A 20,298-nucleotide genomic window follows, 5' to 3' on the forward strand; every position below is an offset into this window, starting at 1 on the left:
CCCGTCACGAGATCTCGACAAGCTCGATCACCGGGAGCGCTCGATCACCGGGAGCGCTCGATCAACGATCGACCTAGCCCTTGACCGCTCCGGCGGTCAGACCCTGCACGATGTAGCGGCTCGCGAACGCAAAGAGCAGCATCGTCGGGAGGATCGTCAGCACCGCGGCAGCCGACATCGAACCCCAGTCGATGTTGAAGCTCGAGATGAAGCCGTTCAGGGCGGTCGGGATTGTCTTGTTGGAGTCCCGGTTCATCAACGTGACCGACAGGAACAGCTCGTTCCAGCAGTTCACGAAGTTGAAGATGAACGCCGCGACGATTCCCGGTTTCATCACCGGCACGATCACCTTGAACAGCGCGCCGAGCCGGGACAAGCCGTCGATCATCGCCGCTTCCTCGAGCGCGTCGGGCACGTTGGCGAAGAAGCCGCGCAACATGATCGTCGAGAACGGGATACAGACGGCGATGTAGATGAGCATCAGGCCCATCTTGTTGTCGACCAGGCCCAGGTTCACCATCATCAGGTAGAGCGGGCCGAGGGCGATGAAGGCGGGAATCATCTGGGTGACCAGAAACGCCATCAGCAGCAGACCCTTGCTCCGAAACTCGAACCGGGCCAGCACATAGGCCGAGAGCATCGAGATCAGGGTCGCCAGGGTTGCCGCCACGGTGGCGACGAGCAGGCTATTGCCGATGTAGGTGCCGAACTGGGCCTTCTCGAACAGGCCGATGTAGTTGTCAAACGAGAACACCTCTGGCCAGTAGGTGAGCGGGTAGCTGAAGATCGCCCCGGGCGTCTTGAACGAGGTGATGATGATCCAGTAGAGCGGGAAGATCGTTATGACCAACCACAGCCCGAGGAACAAGACCCGAACGACACGGGCCGGAATCGTTTCTCTGTCGATCACGACTGAACCGCCTTCTTCTCACGAATGGCCATCAGATAGAAGGCAGAGAACACAATCAGGATCGCCACGATGATCAGGCCGATCGCCGAAGCCATGCCGTAGTCGCCGCGCTGCGTGGTCTGGATCATCCAGGTGGTCACGATGTGCGTCTGGTTGGCCGGCCCACCGCCGGTCATGGCCCAGATGATGTCGGGAAAGTTGAAGATCCAGATCACGCGCAGCAGGATCGTCAGAGCCAGGGTCATCCGGATGTACGGAATCGTGATCTGGAACAGGGTACGCACCTTGCCCGCGCCGTCGAGTGCGGCGGCTTCGAAGAGTTCGTCGGGCACCGACTGCAGCGCGGCGAGAATCATGATTGCGAAGAACGTCACGCCGTACCAGACGTTGGCGATCGTGACGGCGATCATCGCCGTCGTCGGGTCAGCCAGCCAGGGGATGGGGGTGTCGATCAGGCCGGCTTTCTGCAGCAGGTCGTTGATCACGCCAAACTCGCTGTTGAACATCCAGCGGAACAGGATGCCGATCAGAAAGCCGGAGATCGCCCACGGAAAGAAGATGAGGGCCTGGTACAGGCCACGGAACCGAAATTTGCGGCGCAGCCACAGGGCAATCGCGAAGCCGATCACGAGCTGCGGAATGATCGAGCCGATCACCCAGACCGCGGTGTTGCGCAGCACCGTGTAGAAGACGGGGTCGGCAAAAATCGTCTGAAAGTTCTTGAGCCCGACAAACGAGGTGTCCGAGAGGTTGGAGAGGTTCCAATTGCGAAACGCCATCTGGCTGCCCGAGAGCATCGGGTAATAGATGAACACCGCGACGAACAGGATGGCCGGAGCCATGAATCCCAAGATCGTCAGGCCCTTGCGCATGGTGAACGAGCGTTTCCGCGAGTAGCGGATGCGGGCCGGCGGCCCCGCCGGAGCGCCCGCGGTCTGCGGGCGCTCCAGGGTCTCAGTGAGTGTTTGAGTCATGGGGAGTGTGGCCTAGGAATTCTTCCACTTGTCGGTCCAATAGCTGTCCCAGCTCGCGAGCAGCTCCTCCTGCGTCATCTGACCGATCAACACCTGCTGCAGCTCGGAGTCAGACTTCTGAATCCATTCGGTCCACCAGGCGGAGTCCCGAGGCTGCACCGCGGTGATGTAGGTGTCGGGGTTCTCGTTCATCGTGACGTAGCTGGCCCAGGCGCCGGTCTTGTAGAACTCGCTGTCGGCGGCATCCTTCAGAATCGGCACGAGGCTGTTCTTCTGTGCGAACGTCGTCGCCGCGTCGCCCTCGGAGAGGAACGAGATCAGCTTGGCTGCTTCTGCCTTGTGCTCGCTCTTCGCTGCGGTGCCCCAGCCCGCCGTGGCCATGGGCTGGATTGCCTTGCCGGTCGGGCCGGTGAGCAGGGGAGCGGTGTTCCACTGGTCGGCGGTGACGGAGGTCGATTCAGAGATCGTCGCGATGACCTCGGGGTCCTGCAGCAGGAAGGCCGTGGAACCGTTCGAGAACGCCTCGACCATTTCGGGGTAGCCCCAGGCCACCGACGAGGGCGGGGATGCCTGCTCGAAGATGTTGAAGTAGGTCTTCAGCGCGTCGCGCGCTTCGGGGGCCGAGAAGATCGTTTTGCCGTTGGTCAGCTTGAACGCGTTGTCCTGGTCGATCTGATCGGCCACGAACGCCTCAATCGCGACAACGACGTTCGAGTTTCCGTTTGTGCCGCCACGGAACGCGTAGCCGAACTTGTTCTTGTCGGGATCCTGGATGGCAGTCGCCTGCTCGAGCAGGTCATCCCAGCTGGTCGGCGGGGCGCTGAAACCGGCTTCCTTCACCAGGTCGGAGCGGTAGAAGAGGCTGAGCCCATAGAAGCCGTACGGCACGTAGTAGGTCTTGCCATCGGCGGTCTTGGCGTACTTCGCGGCGTTGTCGGTGAGGTTGTCCCAGCCCTTCCAATCGGCCAGCTCGGTCGACATGTCAGACAGCCAGCCGTTTGCAACGAATGAGCCAACGGTGATGTCGCGCACCTCAAGTACGTCGACTCCGCTGCCGGCCTGCAGCATCTGCTGAATCTTCTGGTCGGCCTGATCGGTGGGAGGGGAGATCAGTTCGACATTGATGCCTGGATTCTCCGCCTCGAATTCTGAGATGAGGCCCTTGATGACCTCGGTGCGTGCCGGGTTGGTCAGGCTTTCGACCATCTGCAGCGTGACGGTACCGTCGCTCGGAGTGGCGGAGCATCCGCTGAAGGCGAGCGCTGCGACGAGACCGAGACCGAGACCGACGAATGACTTCTTGAGAGTCACAGTTTTCCTCTTTTCATGGTGATGGTGGGGTGGAGCGATGATGGTGCAGGTTCGTGATGCGTGAAACGGGTGAAGCTAGGCGCGCGTTGCCGCGCGCGCCCACTCGCCCAGCACGGGAACACAGTGCAGGGCGAAGTAGTCGAAGTCGGCCGACGTGTTGTACACGTGGGTCGACAGTCGGTAGTAGCCGATGCCTTCGAAGCTCGTGAAGGCGCCCTCGACGCCGAGTTCGGCGATCACCCGGTCGCGTAGGGCGTTGGCATCGTCATGGGTTTCGGCCAGGCCGGCGGGCAGTCGCACCAGGCGCAACCCGTTAACGGGCATCCCGACGTCGACACGGTGGTCTTCCCCGGTGAGTGCGCCGAATGCATTGGCGATGGTGTGTTCGGCATAGTCGGCCAACTCGGTCAGGTAGTTGCGCGCGGCATCCCAACCCCAGGTGTCCTCGATGAAGTCGAGTGCGGTGGGGGCGGCGAGGTAGCTCGTCTGATCGAGGGTGCCCTGGCTGTCGAATCGGTCGGGGAAGGGATACGGGGCGCCCCAGGAATCGATCAACGGGTAGAGCTCCTCGGCGAGCGGGCCCTGCGCGACGAGCGCGGCCGTGCCGCGGGGCGCGCAGCCGAACTTGTGCAGGTTGCCGAGCCAGAAGTCGCAGTCGAGGCCGTCGAGCGGGCGGTCATAGAGGCCGGGAACGTGAGCGCCGTCGACCAGGGTGGGAATTCCGCGGAGGCGTGCCTCGGCGGCGATCGACTGCACCGGAAGCAACCGGGCGGTCGGGGAGGTGATCTGGTCGATGACGATCAAGCCGGTCGCATCGGTGACTTCGGCCATGATCGCGTCGTGAGCCTCGGCGGCGGTGGCATTCAGCGGAACGTGGGCCGTGCGCACCGTTCCATTCCAGCGCCGGGCCAGCCGCTCAGCGCCCATGGTGACCGCACCGTAGCCGTGGTCGGTGACGACAATTTCGACGCCTTCCCGCACCGGCAGGGAGGTGAAGACAACACTGGCCCCGCCGCTCGCGTTCGGAACGAGTGCGGTGATGCCGGGGTCGACGCCGAGAAAATCGGCAATCGCCAGGCGGGCTTCCTTCACGCGGTCGGGCAGGGCCGGAAACCACGCGACCGGAGCGGCATCCATCTCGGCGCGCAGCGCATTCTGGTGCAACTGCGCCACCAGTGGAACCGCGCCGAACGAGCCGTGGTTGATGTGGATCGAGTCGGTGTCCAATGTCCAGGCCGCGGCGGCGGGCCGGCCGTCAGGCAGTGAGAGGGCGAGGGGAGCGGTGGCTCGGATGGTGCTCATATGCCGGCGGGTTTCCTGTCTGTTCACGAGGGGGAGGTGCGTACGACTCTAGTGAGAGATCAGATGACTTCGATTACATCTTTGTTTCAAGGCCGTGAACAGTGAGCTTAGGGGTCAAATGCCAAAAAGTCATCTAACAACTTTGTTGCAGGGGGTGTGAGCGATGATTATGCTTGAAACCAAGAGAAAATGCCGCGTCGGTGGGTGCTGCCCCGCTACCATGTGGCATGCGGACGCGGCGAGACCGGCGTCTGCGACGTGAGACCAACGAGGGGAACCGGATGTCTGCTGTCGACGACGCATTTCACGGCCTGCGGCAGATGATTTCCTCTGGACGCCTAGTCGCAGAGCAAAAATTTCCGCCGGAGTCCGAACTCTGCGACGAACTCGGCGTCTCCCGCGGGTCGCTGCGTGAAGCGGTGCGGATGCTGTCAGCGCTCGGCGTGATCGAGTCGCGGCATGGTTCGGGAACGTATGTCTCGCAGCTGCGCGCCGAGGAGATCATTGGGTCGCTCGCGCTGACCGTCGACCTGCTTCCACTCTCGGGGTTGCTCGACATGTACGAGCTGCGTCGCGTTTTGGAAGCCCACGCGGCGGCGCAAGCGGCGGCGCGCGTCACAGACGAAACGGAGGCTGAGCTGCTCAGCCTGATCGCGCAAATGGAGGCCACCGACGACACCGAGCTGGCCGCAGCATACGACTCCCGTTTCCATGCAGCAATCGCGGGCTCGGGCGGTAACCCCACTTTGATGGCGCTGCTCGGCGTGTTCCGCTCCCGGTCGCGTGCCTATCAAGTTTTCGAGCTGCCGAACGGGGCTGAGCTCAAACGAATCAGCGACCTCGGCCACCGGGCGATTGCCGACGCGATTGTAGCGCGCGACCCGGCTGCAGCATCCGTGGCGGCTGCGGCCCACGTTGCGCAGACCGATGCCTGGTTGCGTCTGTACCAGCCACCCGTTACCGAGATCGCAGGCCTGCACCAGAAAACGTAAAAACTCCGTCAGCATGTCGATTGCACGCCGTCCCGTTCGACGTCAGAGTATGAGGTAAAACCGCCTCATCTCGAAAAGACCCACAACGAACGAAGGAACGTGATCCGCCATGAAGTTCATGCTGCTGCTCAAGGCCGATGAGAACACCGAGTCGGCCGCGACTCCGACAGACGAAGACTTGAACGCAATGGGGCGCTACAACGAAGAACTCATCGCCGACGGCGTGATGCTGGCCGGCGAGGGACTGCACGGCAGCGCCTCTGGCGCCCGGGTCGAGTTCTCCGACGACGACCGCACGGTCATCGACGGCCCGTTCACCGAGACCAAGGAACTCATCGCCGGCTTCTGGATCATCCAGGCCGCCTCCCGCGAGGAGGCCATCGAGCGAGCCAAGCGCGTGCCCCTCAAGACGGGTGAGATCGAGGTGCGCCAGGTCTTCGACGTGTCGGAGTTCGATCAGGACAACGAGTTCGTGAAGAAAGAGATCCAGTGGCGCGAGGAGCACGGGGAGTCCCGCACCGCGTGATCGAAACGAACCGCGCGATTGAGGCAGTCTGGCGAATGGAGTCGGGCCGCCTCATCGCCACGCTCGTGCGGTTTGTCGGCGACATCGGCCTCGCCGAAGAACTGGCGCAGGATGCCCTCGTCGAGGCGCTGGAACAGTGGCCGCAGTCCGGCATCCCGCGCAACGCCGGTGCCTGGCTCACGGCCACCGCCAAACGCCGGGCCATCGACAACTGGCGCCGTCAAGAAACCCTCGGCAAGAAGTACGGCATGCTCGCCGCCGACCTGCGCACCGACGAGCGCACGTCGCTGCATCCCGGCGACGCGGATGTTGAGGCGCTCGACGACCCGGTCGGCGACGATCTGCTGCGGCTCGTCTTCATCGCCTGCCACCCGGTCATCTCGCGTCAGGCGCGGGTCGCCCTCACCCTCCGGTTGCTCGGCGGGCTGTCAACCGAGGAGATCGCCCGCGCCTTCCTCACTCCACCGGCCACTCTCGCGCAACGGATTGTGCGCGCCAAACGCACGATCTCCGAGGCGCACGTTCCATTCGAGGTGCCCTCCCGCGCCGAGTTCGGCGCTCGCCTGAGCTCGGTGCTCGAAGTGATCTACCTCATTTTCAATGAGGGGTACTCGGCCACAGCAGGCGACGACTGGATGCGCCCGGCACTCTGCGAAGAGGCGCTTCGGCTGGGCCGGGTGCTCGCGGGGCTCATCCCTGGCCAATCGGAGGTGCACGGTCTCGTTGCCCTGATGGAGATCCAAGCCTCCCGGATGGGTGCCCGCACGAATCGCAGCGGAGAGCCGGTGCTGTTGCTCGACCAGGACAGGTCGCGCTGGGATCAGATGTTGATCCGCCGCGGGCTGACCGCGCTGGCGAGATCCCAAGCCGAGGCGCGCGGTGCCGCGCCGGGGCCGTACCTGCTGCAGGCATCCATCGCCGCCTGCCATGCCCGCGCCCGCCGGGCCGACGAGACCGACTGGGCTCGCATCGCCGCGCTCTACGACCAACTGGCCCGGCTCACACCGTCGCCGGTTGTCGAATTGAACCGGGCCGTCGCGGTCTCGATGGCGGCCGGGCCTGCCGAAGGGCTTCGAATCGTTGACGCGATCGTGGCCACCGGTGCCCTCACCCGCTACCACCTGTTGCCGGCCGTGCGGGGTGATCTGCTGGTGAAACTGGGTCGTTCCACGGAGGCCCGCGGTGAGTTCGAGCGCGCGGCGGATCTCACGCAGAACGAGCGCGAGCGGGCGCTGTTGCGCGAACGCGCGAACGCACCGCACAACTCTCAACTGTGAGACCGTGGAGTGTGGAGATTTACGGCAAGCCGATCGACGACCAGACCCGGTGCGTTCACTACGCAACCGCACAGGATGTCGTCGCGATCAAGTTCGTCTGCTGCGAACGGTTCTACCCGTGCCATCTCTGCCACGAGCAGACCGCAGACCACGAGGCGCGCCAGTGGCCTGTCGAGCGACAGGGCGAACACGCGATTCTCTGCGGGGTCTGCCAACAGACGCTGTCCATTACGACCTACTTTGAGGTCAGCGAATGCCCGCACTGCGCTGCCGAGTTCAACGAGGGCTGCCGGCTGCACAAGCACCTCTACTTCGAGTAGCTACTCGACGGTCAGGCGCGCCATCCGCAGAGGGTCAGGCTGAGGGCGTGCCCATACCGGGCTGAACCGGCACGTAGTCGATGCTGCTCTTGGACTGCACAGTCTTGGCCGGCCGGCGAGAGAACCCCTTGGCGTCGAGGTGATTCTCGGCGCGGAACTCGGCCTGAGCCGCGTCGTAAAACTCATTGAGCTGGCTCCCCGAGAACTGCTCGACCGAGCCATCGGTGAAGGCGATCGCAATCGCGACGGTCTGCGGAAAGTGCTTGTTCATGCGGATGTAGCCATCGGCATCCTGCTTGAGCGTGATCATCGTGATTCCTGACTTCGTGAGTGTGACCCTTTAGTCTCGCGCATTCGGCAGTCTCGGTGATCGAGGAGCAGCCGACGAAGGAGGCCGCGTCTCGAGATCTCGTGAGCCAATCCTTGAACGTGGTGGCGTCCGAAGGCCGGCTCGCGAGGTCTCGAGACGCTCGCTGGCGCTCGCTCCTCGACCAACGGGGCTCAATCAGCAAACCGCCGCGACCCCCGTGAGCTTCTCGGCCGCAGCCCAGAGATCGCCGGCGAGCGCCAGATCGCGCGCCTGCTTGCTCGACGCTCCGTTGGGTTGTACCCCGTCGAAGTAGGTTCCGCTCGGCGACGGAATCGACTCGGCTGTGGCCAGATGCACCAGGGGAGCGGCCCCGGCCTGTGGGGTGATGCTCAGGCCTCCGTTGCCGAAGAGCGCGCCGACCTTCATGAGTCGTGAATCGGCGCCAAAGCGTGTGGTCACGAAACCCGGGTGGAATGAGTACGCGGCGATTCCGCTGTCCCGGGTTCGACGCGCGAGTTCACGTGTGAACAGAATGGTCGCGATCTTCGCGGTGCCGTAAGCGCGCCAGCCTCCGTTCCAGCGCCGCTTCTCCCAATCGAGGTCGTCGAGGCGAAGCTGGCCGAACCGGTTGGCCACGCTCGCGGTCGAGATCACCCTGACGGCGTGACCAGCAGCATCCGTCACCGGGTCGATGCCCGCAGCGGATGCCGTCGCCTCGAGACGCGGAAGCAGCAGTCGCGTCAGCAGAAACGGCGAGAGAAAGTTCGACTGAATCGTCAGTTCGTGGCCGTCTTCGGTCATCGTGCGCTTGGAAACGAGGCCGCCCGCGTTGTTGGCCAACACTGTGATTGATGGATAGCGCTCGAGGAGAGCGTCGGCCAGTGCACGCACCTCGCCGAATGAGGCGAAATCGGCGAGAAAAGCCTGCCCGCCGACGTCCGCGGCGACGGCCCGAGTGCGCTCGGGATTGCGCCCGACGACGGCCACCTCGGCCCCGCGCTCGGCGAGCGTCTTCACCGCTTCCCGGCCGAGGCCAGAGCTGGAGCCGGTGACAACAATGGTCATGCCCTGCAGAGTGCGATCCATGGGCTCAGCGTAACGACCGAAGCTTGGCTAGCCCGGGATGGCTTGGTCGCAGAGGAGTCATATTCCGTTCCGGGCACGTGGCACCCAATAAACTGGCAAAACGCATCCTCGCAGCAGCCTGTATCCCCGGGCCTACGCACACGGTTGATTCGGCACCCTCACCAGGCGTTCGCTAGAATTCCCGTATTCGCTCGTTGACACGGCGATCATTCATTCACTGGCTTCAGGGACCAACCCGGGTTCGCTCGCCACTCAGTGAGACACCCACTCGATCATTCCGTGAGGTTTTCACCCGTGGCCACTAATCCCCTTGCCCCCAGCTGGCTGACCGTGCCCGCCGACGCCAACGACTTGAGCCCCGCGCTCTGGCCGAAGACGACCACACGCTCTGCCGACGGCGAGCTCACGATCGGCGGCCTGACGGCATCCGCTCTGGCGGCCGAATTCGGCACTCCTCTTTATGTGATCGACGAGACGGATGCCCGCGCTCGCGCTCGCGAAATCCGTACCGCCTTCGAGACCGAGTTCGCCCGCATCGGCACCGCCGTGCGCGTCTACTACGCCGGCAAGGCGTTCCTCTCAACCGAGATCGTGCGCTGGATGCTCGCCGAAGGCCTCAACATCGACGTGTGCACCGGCGGAGAACTCGCCGTCGCGCTCGCCGGGGGAGCACCGGCCAGCCGTCTCGGATTCCACGGCAACAACAAGTCCCTCGCCGAAATCGACGAGGCGACCCGCATCGGCATCGGCACGATCATCATCGACAGCCCGATCGAGATCGAGCGCGTCGCCGCGGCTGCTGCCCGCCACGGAAAAGTGCAATCGGTGCGCCTGCGCGTGAACAGCGGCGTGCATGCCCACACCCACAGCTTCTTGGCCACGGCCCACGAAGACCAGAAGTTCGGGGTCGTTCTTGAGGATGCGCCGCGCCTCGTCGCAGCTATCCGTTCACATGCGAGCCTCGACTTCCGCGGACTGCACTGTCACATTGGCTCGCAGATCTTCGGTGCCGACGGTTTCGCCGAGTCGGCGGCCCGCCTGCTCGCGGTGCACGCCGCCCTGCTCGCCGACGGCCCGGTTCCCGAGCTCAACCTCGGCGGCGGCTTCGGCATCGCCTACACGACCGTCGACACCCCGACCCCGATCGAGGAACTGGCCGCACGCATTGCCGACATCGTGGCCGCCGAGTGCGCGAAGCGGGAGATCCCGATTCCGGCGATCGCCTTCGAGCCAGGCCGCGCCATCATCGGCTCGGCCGGAATCACCCTCTACGAGGTCGGCACGATCAAGCCGGTGCAGGTCGCACAGGCCGACACGCAGGCCACCCGCCTCTATGTGAGCGTGAACGGCGGCATGAGCGACAACGCCCGCACCGCTCTCTACGAAGCCGACTACTCGGTGCGCATCGCCAACCGCCTCTCCGACGCCGACCCGGCGCTCGTGCGCATCGCCGGCAAGCACTGCGAGAGCGGTGACATCGTCGTCGACGCCGATTACCTGCCCGGCGACGTGACCCCCGGCGACCTCGTCGCGGTTCCCGCCACCGGCGCCTACTGCTGGTCGTTGTCGAACAACTACAACCACCTCGGCCGTCCGCCGGTTGTCGCCGTCGTCGACGGCACCGCACGCATCCTGATTCGCGGTGAGACGATCGACGATCTGCTCGCCCGCGACACCGGGGCCACGGCAGGCCCAACGGTCTCGACAAGCTCGACCACCGGTACTGGCTCGACCACCGGTACTGGCTCGACCACCGGTACTGGCTCGACCACCGGGACAAGCTCGACCACTGCGACATCCGAAACCAACGAACTGAAAGACAGCTCACGATGATCGAATACCGCAATTTGCGTGTCGCCCTGCTCGGTGGCGGCTCGGTAGGCGCTCAGGTCGCCCGCCTGCTGCTCGAGCAGCAGGAAGAACTCGCCAACCGCGTCGGCGCCGGCCTCGAACTGATCGGCATCGCCGTGCGCGACGTCAACGCCGAGCGCACCGTCGACCTGCCGCGCGAACTCTTCACCACCGACGCCGAATCCCTCATCCTGGGCGCCGACGTCGTCGTCGAGCTCATGGGCGGAATCGAGCCGGCCCGCAGCTACATCCTGTTGGCGATCAACTCGGGGGCGGATGTCGTCACCGCCAACAAGGCGCTGCTCGCGGCCCACGGCCCCGAACTGTTCGAAGCCGCCGACAAGGTGGGCGCACAGCTCAACTACGAGGCGGCCGTCGCCGGTGCGATCCCGATCGTGCGCCCGCTGCGCGACAGCCTGGCCGGTGACACCGTCAAGCGCATCCTCGGCATCGTCAACGGAACGACGAACTTCATCCTCGACCGCATGGACACCGAGGGCGACACTCTCGAAGAAGCGCTCGCCACCGCGACGGCGCTCGGCTATGCCGAAGCCGACCCGACCGCCGACATCGGCGGTTATGACGCGGCGCAGAAGGCCGCGCTGCTCGCGAGCCTCGCCTTCCACACCACGGTTCCCCTCGAAGACGTTTACCGTGAAGGCATCACCAGCGTCACCCCGCAGGAGATCGAATCGGCCCGCAAGGCCGGCTACGTCATCAAGCTCCTCGCCATCTGCGAGCGTCTCACCCACCCGACCACGGGCGTCGAGGGTGTCTCGGCGCGGGTCTACCCGGCGTTCGTGCACCGCAGCCACCCGCTGGCGGCCGTGCACGGTGCCAACAACGCGGTCTTCGTCGAAGCCGAAGCCGCCGGTAGCCTGATGTTCTACGGTGCCGGAGCCGGGGGAGTCGAAACTGCGTCAGCCGTGCTCGGAGACCTCGTCTCGCTCGCCCGTCGTCACGTTCTGGGCGGACCAGGCGTCGCGGCGTCCAGCCACGCCAACCTGCCGGTCTTCGACATCGGCCATGTCACGACGCGCTACGCGATCACCCTGGAGGTCAGCGATGAGCCCGGCGTGCTCGCCACCATCGCCAGTGTTTTCAGCGATCACGGCGTCTCGCTGGCGCAGGTCGAGCAGTCGATGAACCCTGCCCTGCCCTCCATCGGCAGTCAGGAAGCAGTCTCGGCGACGGCTACCCTGGTTATCACGACCCACGAGGCAACGGAAGCCGCGCTTGCGGCCACCGTCACAGCCCTTGCCGCCAACAGCGTCGTCACCAACGTCGCATCCGTTTTGAGAGTTGAAGGAGCCTGATGTCCAGCGAACGAGAGTCCAGCCGGCCCGTTTCACGCCAGTGGCGCGGCGTGCTGCGTGAATACGCCGATCGCCTCGACATTTCGGATGCCACGCCCATCATCACGCTCGGCGAGGGCGGCACCCCGCTGCTTCCCGCTCCGGCGCTCTCCGCCCGCACGGGTGCGAAGGTCTGGATCAAGTACGAAGGAATGAACCCGACCGGTTCGTTCAAGGACCGCGGCATGACCATGGCCGTCTCGAAGGCAATGGAAGACGGCGCGAAAGCCATCATCTGCGCCTCGACCGGCAACACGAGCGCCTCGGCCGCCGCCTACGCCGCGCACGCCGGCATCACCGCCGCCGTGCTCGTGCCGGAGGGCAAGATCGCCATGGGCAAGCTCAGCCAGGCCATCGCCCACAACGCCCAGTTGCTCCAGGTGCAGGGAAACTTCGACGACTGCCTCGACATCGCTCGCGACCTCGCCGCCAACTACCCGGTGCACCTGGTCAACTCGGTCAACAACGACCGCATTGAGGGCCAGAAGACGGCGGCCTTCGAGGTCGTCGAGGTGCTCGAAGACGCACCAGACTTCCACCTGCTCCCGGTCGGCAACGCCGGAAACTACACCGCCTACTTCCGCGGCTACAGCGAAGAGCTGGCCCGTGGCGCCACCACGAAGCTTCCGCGCATGTTCGGCTTCCAGGCTGCCGGCAGCGCACCGATCGTTCTCGGCAAGCGTGTTGAGCACCCAGAAACCATCGCCAGCGCCATCCGCATCGGCAACCCGGCCTCCTGGGAGCCCGCGCTGGTCGCCCGTGAGACCAGCAACGGTTACTTCGGCGCGATCAGCGACGAGAAGATCCTCGAGGCCTACCGCATCCTCTCGGCCGAGGTCGGAATCTTCGTTGAGCCGGCATCCGCCATCAGCGTTGCCGGTTTGCTCGAACGTGCCGAAGCCGGCCAGATCCCGGCCGGCGCAACCGTCGTGCTCACTGTCACCGGTCACGGCCTGAAGGACCCGCAGTGGGCGCTTCGCACCGCTGACGGTTCCGACGTCACGCCGACCATCGTGGCCGTTGACACGGCCGAGGTCGCCAGCGTGCTGGGGCTGGCCAAGGCATGAGCCTGAACCCTCTGCTCGCCGGCCGATCCGTCACCGTGCAGGTTCCCGCGACCAGCGCGAACCTCGGCCCCGGCTTCGACACCCTCGGACTCGCGCTCGCGCTCTACGACCAGCTTGAGGTCAGCGTTCGGGATGCCCCGGGTGCGAGCGTCGAGGTGCATGGTGTCGGCGAAGGCGAGGTGCCCACCGATGAGTCCAACCTCGTCGTGCGTGCCGTCGCGCACACCTTCGCTCACTACAACGTCGAGCTCCCCGGGCTCAACCTGGTCGCGAACAATGTCATCCCGCACGGCCGCGGCATGGGCTCGTCCGGTGCCGCAATCGTGTCGGGCATCATGGCCGCCAAGGGTCTGCTCGAGGGAATCGTCGAGATCGATTCCGAGGCGCTGCTCGCCCTCGCCACCGAGATGGAGGGGCACCCCGACAACGTCGCGCCCGCCCTCTTCGGCGGATTGACCATCGCCTGGACCACGCCGGAAGGCCCCCGCCACAAGCGTCTCAACGTGCACCGCGGCGTCTCACCGCTGGTGTTCGTTCCCGAGCACGCCATGTCGACGGCGTTGGCTCGCAGCCTGCAGCCGGAATCGGTGCCGCACGAAGACGCCGTCTTCAACGTGTCGCGCTCTGCCCTGCTCATCGCCGCGCTCATCCAGAGCCCAGAGCTCTTGCTTGCGGCCACCGAAGACAAGCTGCACCAGAGCTACCGCGCCGCGGCCATGCCCGAGACCAACCGTCTGATCACCATGCTGCGCGAGCAGGGCTTCGCCGCTGTCGTTTCCGGCGCCGGTCCGTCGGTGCTGGTTCTGGCCAACGACCCCGGTCAGCGTCTCGTCGCTGCCGAGCTCGTTGCCGCGCAGTCGGAGACCCCGTGGCAGGCGCTCATGCTCGCCGTGGACTTCTCCGGTGCGACGGTCGCGCCGACGCCGGTGCGCGTCGACGCGTAACCGGTCTCTTCGCTTCACGGAACTCCTCGTCTGCCGTCTCTCGGTGGGCGGGGAGTTCTGCGTTTCGCCGCCCTAGCGCCGCGCGGGGAGTTCTGCGTTTCGCCGTCCCAGCGCCGCGCGGGTTGAAAACCGCCGCGCGCGTTGAGTTCAGCTAGCGTCACGGTTTTCAACCCGCGCGGTGCGCAATACGGCGAGCGGATGCCGCCACCGCACCGCGACACACCGCGACACACCCCCGTTGGGGGTGTCACGATCACCCAGACTGCAGTGCTACGCTTGCTACGCACCCCGTTAGAAGTCGCCCCTCGCGAATCTCTGCCTTCGGTGCATTCCCTGTAACTCACTGCTATCGCGTTCCGTGCGTAGCTGTGTGTGTTCATTCCAATCCACCTTAAACGGGTTGGATCACCCGCAGCGCCTCAGTCGCTGCAACAGCTCTCCTGGCACAGCATTCAGACACCAGGGGAAAGGAACCCTCTTCGTGACAAACGTCAACCTCCGTGCCTCAGGTGCGGACTCGTCAAGCCTGAACGCCCTCCGCGTCGCCGAGCTCCAGTCTCTGGCCGCCGACCTGGGCATTTCTGGCGCCTCCAAACTTCGTAAAGGAGAGCTCGTGGAAGCAATTTCCGAGATCCAGAACAAGAACGCCGACGCTGCTGCTCCCGTGAGCGCCCCTGTCGCCGACTCAGCCCCCGCCGCCTCAGTCGAAGCAGCACCCGCTGCAACCGAGACCGCAGCTCCGGCCGCCGCCGAAGCATCCGCCGACGCCGCACCGCGCAAGCGTGCCTCGCGTCGTGCCACCACTGCGACCGCAGCCCCCGCCGCCACTCACGTCAATGCTGACGGCGGCACCGGCCTCGGCATCATGGTGGTCGAAGCAACTCCTGCTTCAACCGAAACCCCCGCAGCGACCACTGGTCGCTCACGCAGCCGTTCCACCGCTGCCACCGAGGCGCCCGAGGCTGCAACCGCAGTCGTCGAGGCTCCCACCACGGATGCCGCCGCTGAGAAGCCGGCCCGTCAGACCCGCAAGCGTGCCAGCAAGCCGGCCGGTGCCCCCGATGTGACCAGCGCTCCCGTCGCTGACGTCGCCGCGACCACCGCTGCCGCCACCGAGGCGCCCGCCGCCGCCGCCACCGAAGCAGCCGACGTTGCCGAGGCCACCGACGCCGCATCCGCAACCGGAGGCCGTCGTGAAGGCGGCCGTGAAGGTCGCCGTGGTTCACGCCGCGGAGGCGCACAGCGCGACGAGGCCCAGGCCGAGAAGCCGGCCGAGACCGCTGTCGAAGCGTCCGCCGAGACCGCTCCTGCGGCCGAGGCCACCGACGAGACCGGCACCGAGGCAGCAGCCGACGCGTCAGAGCAGCCCCGCCAGGGACGCAACCGCAACCGCAACCGTGCTGAGCGCGGCGAGCGTGCCGAGCGCAACCAAGGCGACCGCGCCCAGGGTGACCGCACCCAGGGCGGCGCCGAGCGCGCACCTCAGGGTGAGCCGCGTGCCGAGCGCGCAGCCCAGGGCGAGCGCACCGAGCGCAGCCAGGGTGGTGCCGAGCGCTCCGAAGACGGCAACCGTCAGCAGAACCAGCGCCAGGCCCGCAACCAGAACGAGCGCGGCGACCGCCAGCAGGGCGACCGCACCCAGGGCGATCGTCAGCAGGGCGACCGCAACGCGGGCGAGCGCACTCAGGAGCGCAACCTCCTCGAAGAGGAGCTGGGCGGCCGCAACAACCGCAACCGTTTCCGCGACCGCAAGCGTCGCGGCCCGGGCGTCGGCGATGACTTCGAACCCGAGTTGAACGACGACGACGTGCTGATCCCCGTTGCCGGCATCCTCGACGTTCTCGACAACTACGCGTTCGTGCGCACCTCGGGCTACCTGCCCGGTGCCAGCGACGTCTACGTCTCGCTCGGCCAGGTCAAGAAGTACAACCTGCGCAAGGGTGACGCGGTCGTCGGCTCGATCCGTCAGCCGCACGAAGGCGACCAGGCCGGACGCCAGAAGTACAACGCCATCGTCAAGGTCGACTCGATCAACGGTCTGACCGTTGAAGAGGCCGCCACCCGCGTCGAGTTCCAGAAGCTCACCCCGCTCTACCCGCAGGAGCGTCTGCGCCTCGAGACCGAGCCGGGCAAGCTGACCCAGCGCATCATCGACCTCGTCGCCCCGATCGGCAAGGGCCAGCGCGGCCTGATCGTCGCGCCGCCGAAGGCCGGCAAGACCATCGTGATGCAGCAGATCGCGAACGCCATCGCCACCAACAACCCCGAGGTTCACCTCATGGTCGTTCTGGTTGACGAGCGTCCCGAAGAAGTCACCGACATGCAGCGCACCGTCAAGGGTGAGGTCATCGCCTCCACCTTCGACCGTCCCGCTGAAGACCACACCACGGTCGCCGAGCTCGCCATCGAGCGTGCCAAGCGTCTGGTCGAGCTGGGCCATGACGTCGTCGTGCTGCTCGACTCGATCACCCGACTCGGCCGTGCGTACAACCTGGCCACCCCGGCTTCCGGTCGCATCCTCTCCGGTGGCGTCGACGCTGCGGCGCTGTACCCGCCGAAGCGCTTCTTCGGTGCTGCCCGCAACATCGAAAACGGTGGCTCGCTCACCATCCTCGCGTCGGCTCTCGTGGAGACCGGCTCGAAGATGGACGAGGTCATCTTCGAAGAGTTCAAGGGCACCGGCAACATGGAGCTGCGTCTGTCACGCCACCTGGCCGACAAGCGCATCTTCCCGGCCGTCGATGTGAACGCATCCGGCACCCGCCGCGAAGAAATGCTGATGAGCGCCGATGAGGTCAAGATCACCTGGAAGCTGCGTCGGGCCCTCGCCGGTCTCGAGCAGCAGCAGGCGCTCGAGGTCATCCTCGGCCGTCTCAAGGAGACCTCGTCCAACGTCGAATTCCTGATGCAGGTTCAGAAGTCGATGCCGACTCCGAACGGTTCAGACAAGGACCACTGATGTTTGAGTCTGTATCCACCCTGCTGACCGAACACGACGAGCTGCAGGCGCAGTTGGCCGACCCCGAGTTGCACTCGAACCCGGCCCGCTCGAAGAAGGTCAACCGTCGCTACGCCGAGCTCAGCCGCATCATCGCGGCCTACAACGAGTGGCGCGAGGTTGTTGACAACCTCGACGCCGCTCGGGAGCTCGCCGACGAAGACGAGGCGTTTGCCGAGGAGATCCCGGGGCTCGAAGAGCAGCTGGAGGCGACGGCTGAGAAGCTGCGCCGCCTGCTGATCCCACGTGACCCCAACGACAGCCGCGACGTGATCATGGAGATCAAGATGGGGGAGGGCGGTGCCGAGTCGGCACTGTTCGCCGCCGACCTCCTGCGCATGTACCTGCACTACGCGGAGTCGAAGAAGTGGAAGACCGAGATCATCGAGCAGACCTCGAGCGACCTCGGTGGCATCAAGGATGTCCAGCTCGCGATCAAGGGCAACTCCACCGACCCGGCAGAAGGCGTCTGGGCGCACCTCAAGTACGAAGGTGGTGTGCACCGCGTTCAGCGTGTGCCGGCCACCGAGTCGCAGGGACGCATCCACACCTCCGCCGCCGGCGTGCTCGTCTTCCCCGAAGTCGATGAGCCCGAAGAGGTCGAGATCCACCCGAACGACCTCAAGATCGACGTCTACCGCTCGAGTGGCCCCGGTGGCCAGTCGGTCAACACCACCGACTCCGCCGTGCGCATCACCCACTTGCCGACCGGCATCGTGGTGGCCATGCAGAACGAGAAGAGCCAGCTTCAGAACCGTGAAGCCGGCATGCGCGTGCTTCGTGCCCGCGTTCTCGCTCGTCAGCAGGAAGAGATCGACGCCGCGGCATCGCTCGTCCGCAAGGGCCAGATCCGCACCATGGACCGCTCCGAGCGCATCCGCACGTACAACTTCCCGGAGAACCGCATCGCGGATCACCGCACGGGATACAAGGCGTACAACCTGGATGCCGTCATGAACGGCGCCCTGGGGCCGGTCGTCGAGTCGTGCATCATCGCCGACGAGGAAACCCGTCTGGCTGAGATCGGCGACACCGAGGCGTAACCCGCAGGCAATTCAGTGAGGACCCCCGCGAACCGAAGTACTTTCGGTTCGCGGGGGTCCTCGCGTATGTGCCGCCTCCTCGCCGAGCTTGACAATTCCGGTCCACTTTCCCCGGTGTGCCGGGGAAACTCGACCGCAACGGTCAAACTCGGCGCACTGGCCCGACACGGATGCCCCGCGCCAGTCACCGAGGCACCCGCCGCTAGGCTGAGCCACACCATGAACCCCGACTCGAGCCTCGACGAACCTGCAAAGCCGGCCGGCTAGTCGCATCCGTCTCACTTCGCCGAGCTTGCCACTTGCGGTCGACTTTCCCTGGTGCGCCGGTCAAACTCGACCGGAACGCGCAAACTCGGCGCAGCAGACTACTCGGCAGCGAGTGGGTCCGCATCTACTCCGAGTGAGTGAGCCCGCGCGCTGCCTCGATCGTCTCGGGCTTCGCCGGCCGAATCACCGCGGGCACGCCGACGAGAAGTGAGTGGTCCGGCGCATCCTTGGTCACGACGGCATTCGCGCCGACCGTGCTCCAGGCCCCGATCACAATCGGTCCAAGCACCTTGGCGCCGGCGCCGACCGTGACGCCGTTCTGTAGGGTCGGGTGACGTTTCGCACCGCGCGGAATCCCGTGGGCGCTTTTTCCGCCCAGGGTGACGCCGTGATAGAGCATCACGTCGTCGCCGAGCTCGGCGGTCTCGCCGATGACGACGCCCATGCCGTGGTCGATGAAGAGCCGTCGGCCGATCGTCGCGCCGGGGTGGATCTCGACGCCGGTCAGAAACCGGGTGAACTGCGAGATCAGGCGTGCCGGAAGGCGCACGCCGGCTCGCCAGAGACGATTCGCGACCCGATACGACCAGACGGCGTGCAGCCCGCTGTAGGCGAGAAACACCTCAGCCTTGCTGCGCGCGGCCGGATCGTGAGCGCGTGCCGTGGCGATGTCCTCACGGATACGCGAAAAAACTCCCATGCGCCTATTGGAACACAGAACGGTGGCCAGGCGTCTCCGCCTGGCCACCGTTCTTTTGTGTTCAGAACAATGAAGCTCTAGTCGAGCAGGTCTTCGTAGAGCATCGTCGAAATGTAACGCTCGCCGAAGTCCGGAACGACGACGACGATCGTCTTGCCGTCGTTCTCGGGGAGTTTCGCCTGCTCGAGGGCAGCCCACACGGCGGCGCCGCCGGAGATTCCGGCGAGGATGCCTTCGTCAGTCGCCAGGCGACGTGCGGTGGCGAGCGAGTCGGCCAGTGTGACATCCGTCACCGAGTCGTAGATTTCACGGTCGAGGATGTCGGGAACGAAGTTCGCGCCGAGGCCCTGGATCTTGTGCGGGCCAGGGGTGCCGCCCGAGAGAATGGGGGAGTCGATCGGCTCGACGGCGACGATACGGATGTCGGCGTTCTGTGATTTCAGGTACTGGCCGGCACCGGTGATGGTGCCGCCCGTGCCCACGCCCGCCACGAAGATGTCGACGGCGCCGGCGGTGTCTTCCCAGATCTCCGGACCCGTGGTCGCCTTGTGGATGGCCGGGTTCGCCGGGTTCGCGAACTGGCTGGCCAGAACTGCTCCTTCTGTGGCAGCCACGATCTCGCGTGCCTTCTCGACCGCGCCGCGCATACCGTCAGCGCCGGGCGTCAACACGATCTCTGCGCCATAGGCACGCAGCAGCACGCGGCGCTCCTTGCTCATGGTCTCCGGCATGGTCAGGATGACCTTGTAGCCACGAGCCGCGCCGACGAGTGCGAGGGCGATTCCGGTGTTTCCACTGGTGCCTTCGACCACGGTTCCGCCGGGCTGCAATGCGCCAGACTTCTCGGCAGCGTCGAAGATTGCGACGCCGATGCGGTCCTTGACACTCCCGGCCGGGTTGTAGAACTCAAGCTTGGCGAGCACGGTTGCCCCGGAGTCGCCGACGACCCGGTTGAGTCGAACCAGGGGAGTTCTCCCGACGGCTTCAGTGATGTCGGAAAAAATCTGTGCGGGCATGTTGGACGCCTTTCAGTGAGGGTCATCGGTGGGGTTCACAGCCGAGTTC

At 65.5% G+C, this 20,298-nt stretch carries 18 protein-coding genes; 10 read left to right on the forward strand and 8 right to left on the reverse strand.

The features are described 5' to 3' along the window. Positions 1–73: 73 nt before the first annotated feature. The 4 genes from AC1DCF_RS12470 to AC1DCF_RS12485 all read right to left on the reverse strand — a co-directional run bounded on the left by AC1DCF_RS12470 (position 74) and on the right by AC1DCF_RS12485 (position 4,497). Positions 74–910, reverse strand: coding sequence for a carbohydrate ABC transporter permease (locus tag AC1DCF_RS12470; protein WP_477211284.1), 837 nt, complete (start codon positions 908–910; stop codon positions 74–76). Next, positions 907–1,884 carry a carbohydrate ABC transporter permease gene (locus AC1DCF_RS12475; RefSeq protein WP_441791248.1) on the reverse strand — a complete coding sequence of 326 codons (978 nt, stop codon included), beginning with the start codon at positions 1,882–1,884 and terminating at the stop codon, positions 907–909. The genes AC1DCF_RS12470 and AC1DCF_RS12475 overlap by 4 nt, the downstream gene beginning before the upstream one ends. 12 nt (positions 1,885–1,896) lie before the next feature. After that, the gene (locus AC1DCF_RS12480; protein WP_441791247.1) at positions 1,897–3,195 is read right to left on the reverse strand and encodes an ABC transporter substrate-binding protein; all 1,299 of its coding nucleotides are present in this window, start codon (positions 3,193–3,195) and stop codon (positions 1,897–1,899) included. Between the two features lie 75 nt (positions 3,196–3,270). Beyond that, positions 3,271–4,497, reverse strand: a complete 1,227-nt coding sequence (locus AC1DCF_RS12485; RefSeq protein ID WP_477211285.1) for an aminotransferase class V-fold PLP-dependent enzyme — start codon at positions 4,495–4,497, stop codon at positions 3,271–3,273. Between the two features lie 281 nt (positions 4,498–4,778). Here AC1DCF_RS12485 and AC1DCF_RS12490 point away from each other — a divergent pair, with 281 nt between their 5' ends. From AC1DCF_RS12490 to AC1DCF_RS12505, 4 genes are all read left to right on the forward strand, one after another. Continuing rightward, a complete protein-coding gene (locus tag AC1DCF_RS12490; RefSeq protein ID WP_477211286.1) occupies positions 4,779–5,489 on the forward strand; it encodes a FadR/GntR family transcriptional regulator in 711 nt (236 codons plus the stop codon). 109 nt (positions 5,490–5,598) lie between these two features. After that, positions 5,599–6,015 carry a YciI family protein gene (locus AC1DCF_RS12495; RefSeq protein ID WP_477211287.1) on the forward strand — a complete coding sequence of 139 codons (417 nt, stop codon included), beginning with the start codon at positions 5,599–5,601 and terminating at the stop codon, positions 6,013–6,015. Between the two features lie 35 nt (positions 6,016–6,050). Next, on the forward strand, positions 6,051–7,292 hold the full coding sequence (locus AC1DCF_RS12500) for an RNA polymerase sigma factor (protein ID WP_477211332.1): 1,242 nt from the start codon (positions 6,051–6,053) through the stop codon (positions 7,290–7,292). Between the two features lie 11 nt (positions 7,293–7,303). Further along, positions 7,304–7,612 carry a CHY zinc finger protein gene (locus AC1DCF_RS12505; protein WP_477211288.1) on the forward strand — a complete coding sequence of 103 codons (309 nt, stop codon included), beginning with the start codon at positions 7,304–7,306 and terminating at the stop codon, positions 7,610–7,612. A 34-nt stretch (positions 7,613–7,646) separates the two neighbouring features. On the opposite strand, the gene AC1DCF_RS12510 is transcribed toward AC1DCF_RS12505, so the two are convergent. Together AC1DCF_RS12510 and AC1DCF_RS12515 are read right to left on the reverse strand one after the other, a co-directional pair. Then, positions 7,647–7,922 (reverse strand): hypothetical protein, encoded by a 276-nt coding sequence (locus tag AC1DCF_RS12510; RefSeq protein ID WP_441791241.1) that lies wholly within the window; start codon positions 7,920–7,922, stop codon positions 7,647–7,649. 195 nt (positions 7,923–8,117) lie between these two features. Continuing rightward, positions 8,118–9,008 carry an SDR family NAD(P)-dependent oxidoreductase gene (locus tag AC1DCF_RS12515; RefSeq protein WP_477211289.1) on the reverse strand — a complete coding sequence of 297 codons (891 nt, stop codon included), beginning with the start codon at positions 9,006–9,008 and terminating at the stop codon, positions 8,118–8,120. Between the two features lie 294 nt (positions 9,009–9,302). On the opposite strand from AC1DCF_RS12515, the gene lysA reads away from it, so the two are divergent. The 6 genes from lysA to prfA all read left to right on the forward strand — a co-directional run bounded on the left by lysA (position 9,303) and on the right by prfA (position 18,266). Next, the gene (gene lysA / locus AC1DCF_RS12520) at positions 9,303–10,841 is read left to right on the forward strand and encodes a diaminopimelate decarboxylase (protein ID WP_477211290.1); all 1,539 of its coding nucleotides are present in this window, start codon (positions 9,303–9,305) and stop codon (positions 10,839–10,841) included. After that, on the forward strand, positions 10,838–12,175 hold the full coding sequence (locus AC1DCF_RS12525) for a homoserine dehydrogenase (RefSeq protein ID WP_477211291.1): 1,338 nt from the start codon (positions 10,838–10,840) through the stop codon (positions 12,173–12,175). The genes lysA and AC1DCF_RS12525 overlap by 4 nt, the downstream gene beginning before the upstream one ends. After that, positions 12,175–13,281: a threonine synthase gene (gene thrC / locus AC1DCF_RS12530; RefSeq protein ID WP_441791237.1), complete on the forward strand. Its 1,107-nt coding sequence runs from the start codon at positions 12,175–12,177 to the stop codon at positions 13,279–13,281. Before AC1DCF_RS12525 ends, thrC begins: the two co-directional genes overlap by 1 nt. Beyond that, positions 13,278–14,225, forward strand: a complete 948-nt coding sequence (gene thrB, locus AC1DCF_RS12535; protein WP_477211292.1) for a homoserine kinase — start codon at positions 13,278–13,280, stop codon at positions 14,223–14,225. The genes thrC and thrB overlap by 4 nt, the downstream gene beginning before the upstream one ends. Before the next feature lie 481 nt (positions 14,226–14,706). Next, on the forward strand, positions 14,707–17,184 hold the full coding sequence (rho, locus tag AC1DCF_RS12540) for a transcription termination factor Rho (protein ID WP_477211293.1): 2,478 nt from the start codon (positions 14,707–14,709) through the stop codon (positions 17,182–17,184). Beyond that, positions 17,184–18,266: a peptide chain release factor 1 gene (gene prfA / locus AC1DCF_RS12545; RefSeq protein WP_441791234.1), complete on the forward strand. Its 1,083-nt coding sequence runs from the start codon at positions 17,184–17,186 to the stop codon at positions 18,264–18,266. Before rho ends, prfA begins: the two co-directional genes overlap by 1 nt. Positions 18,267–18,657: 391 nt before the next feature. On the opposite strand, the gene epsC is transcribed toward prfA, so the two are convergent. Then, positions 18,658–19,233 (reverse strand): serine O-acetyltransferase EpsC, encoded by a 576-nt coding sequence (gene epsC / locus AC1DCF_RS12550; RefSeq protein WP_441791233.1) that lies wholly within the window; start codon positions 19,231–19,233, stop codon positions 18,658–18,660. Positions 19,234–19,310: 77 nt separating this feature from the next. Beyond that, positions 19,311–20,249 carry a cysteine synthase A gene (gene cysK, locus AC1DCF_RS12555; protein ID WP_477211294.1) on the reverse strand — a complete coding sequence of 313 codons (939 nt, stop codon included), beginning with the start codon at positions 20,247–20,249 and terminating at the stop codon, positions 19,311–19,313. Between the last annotated feature and the right edge of the window lie 49 nt (positions 20,250–20,298).

The organism is Leifsonia sp. 10L418 (genome assembly GCF_056395445.1).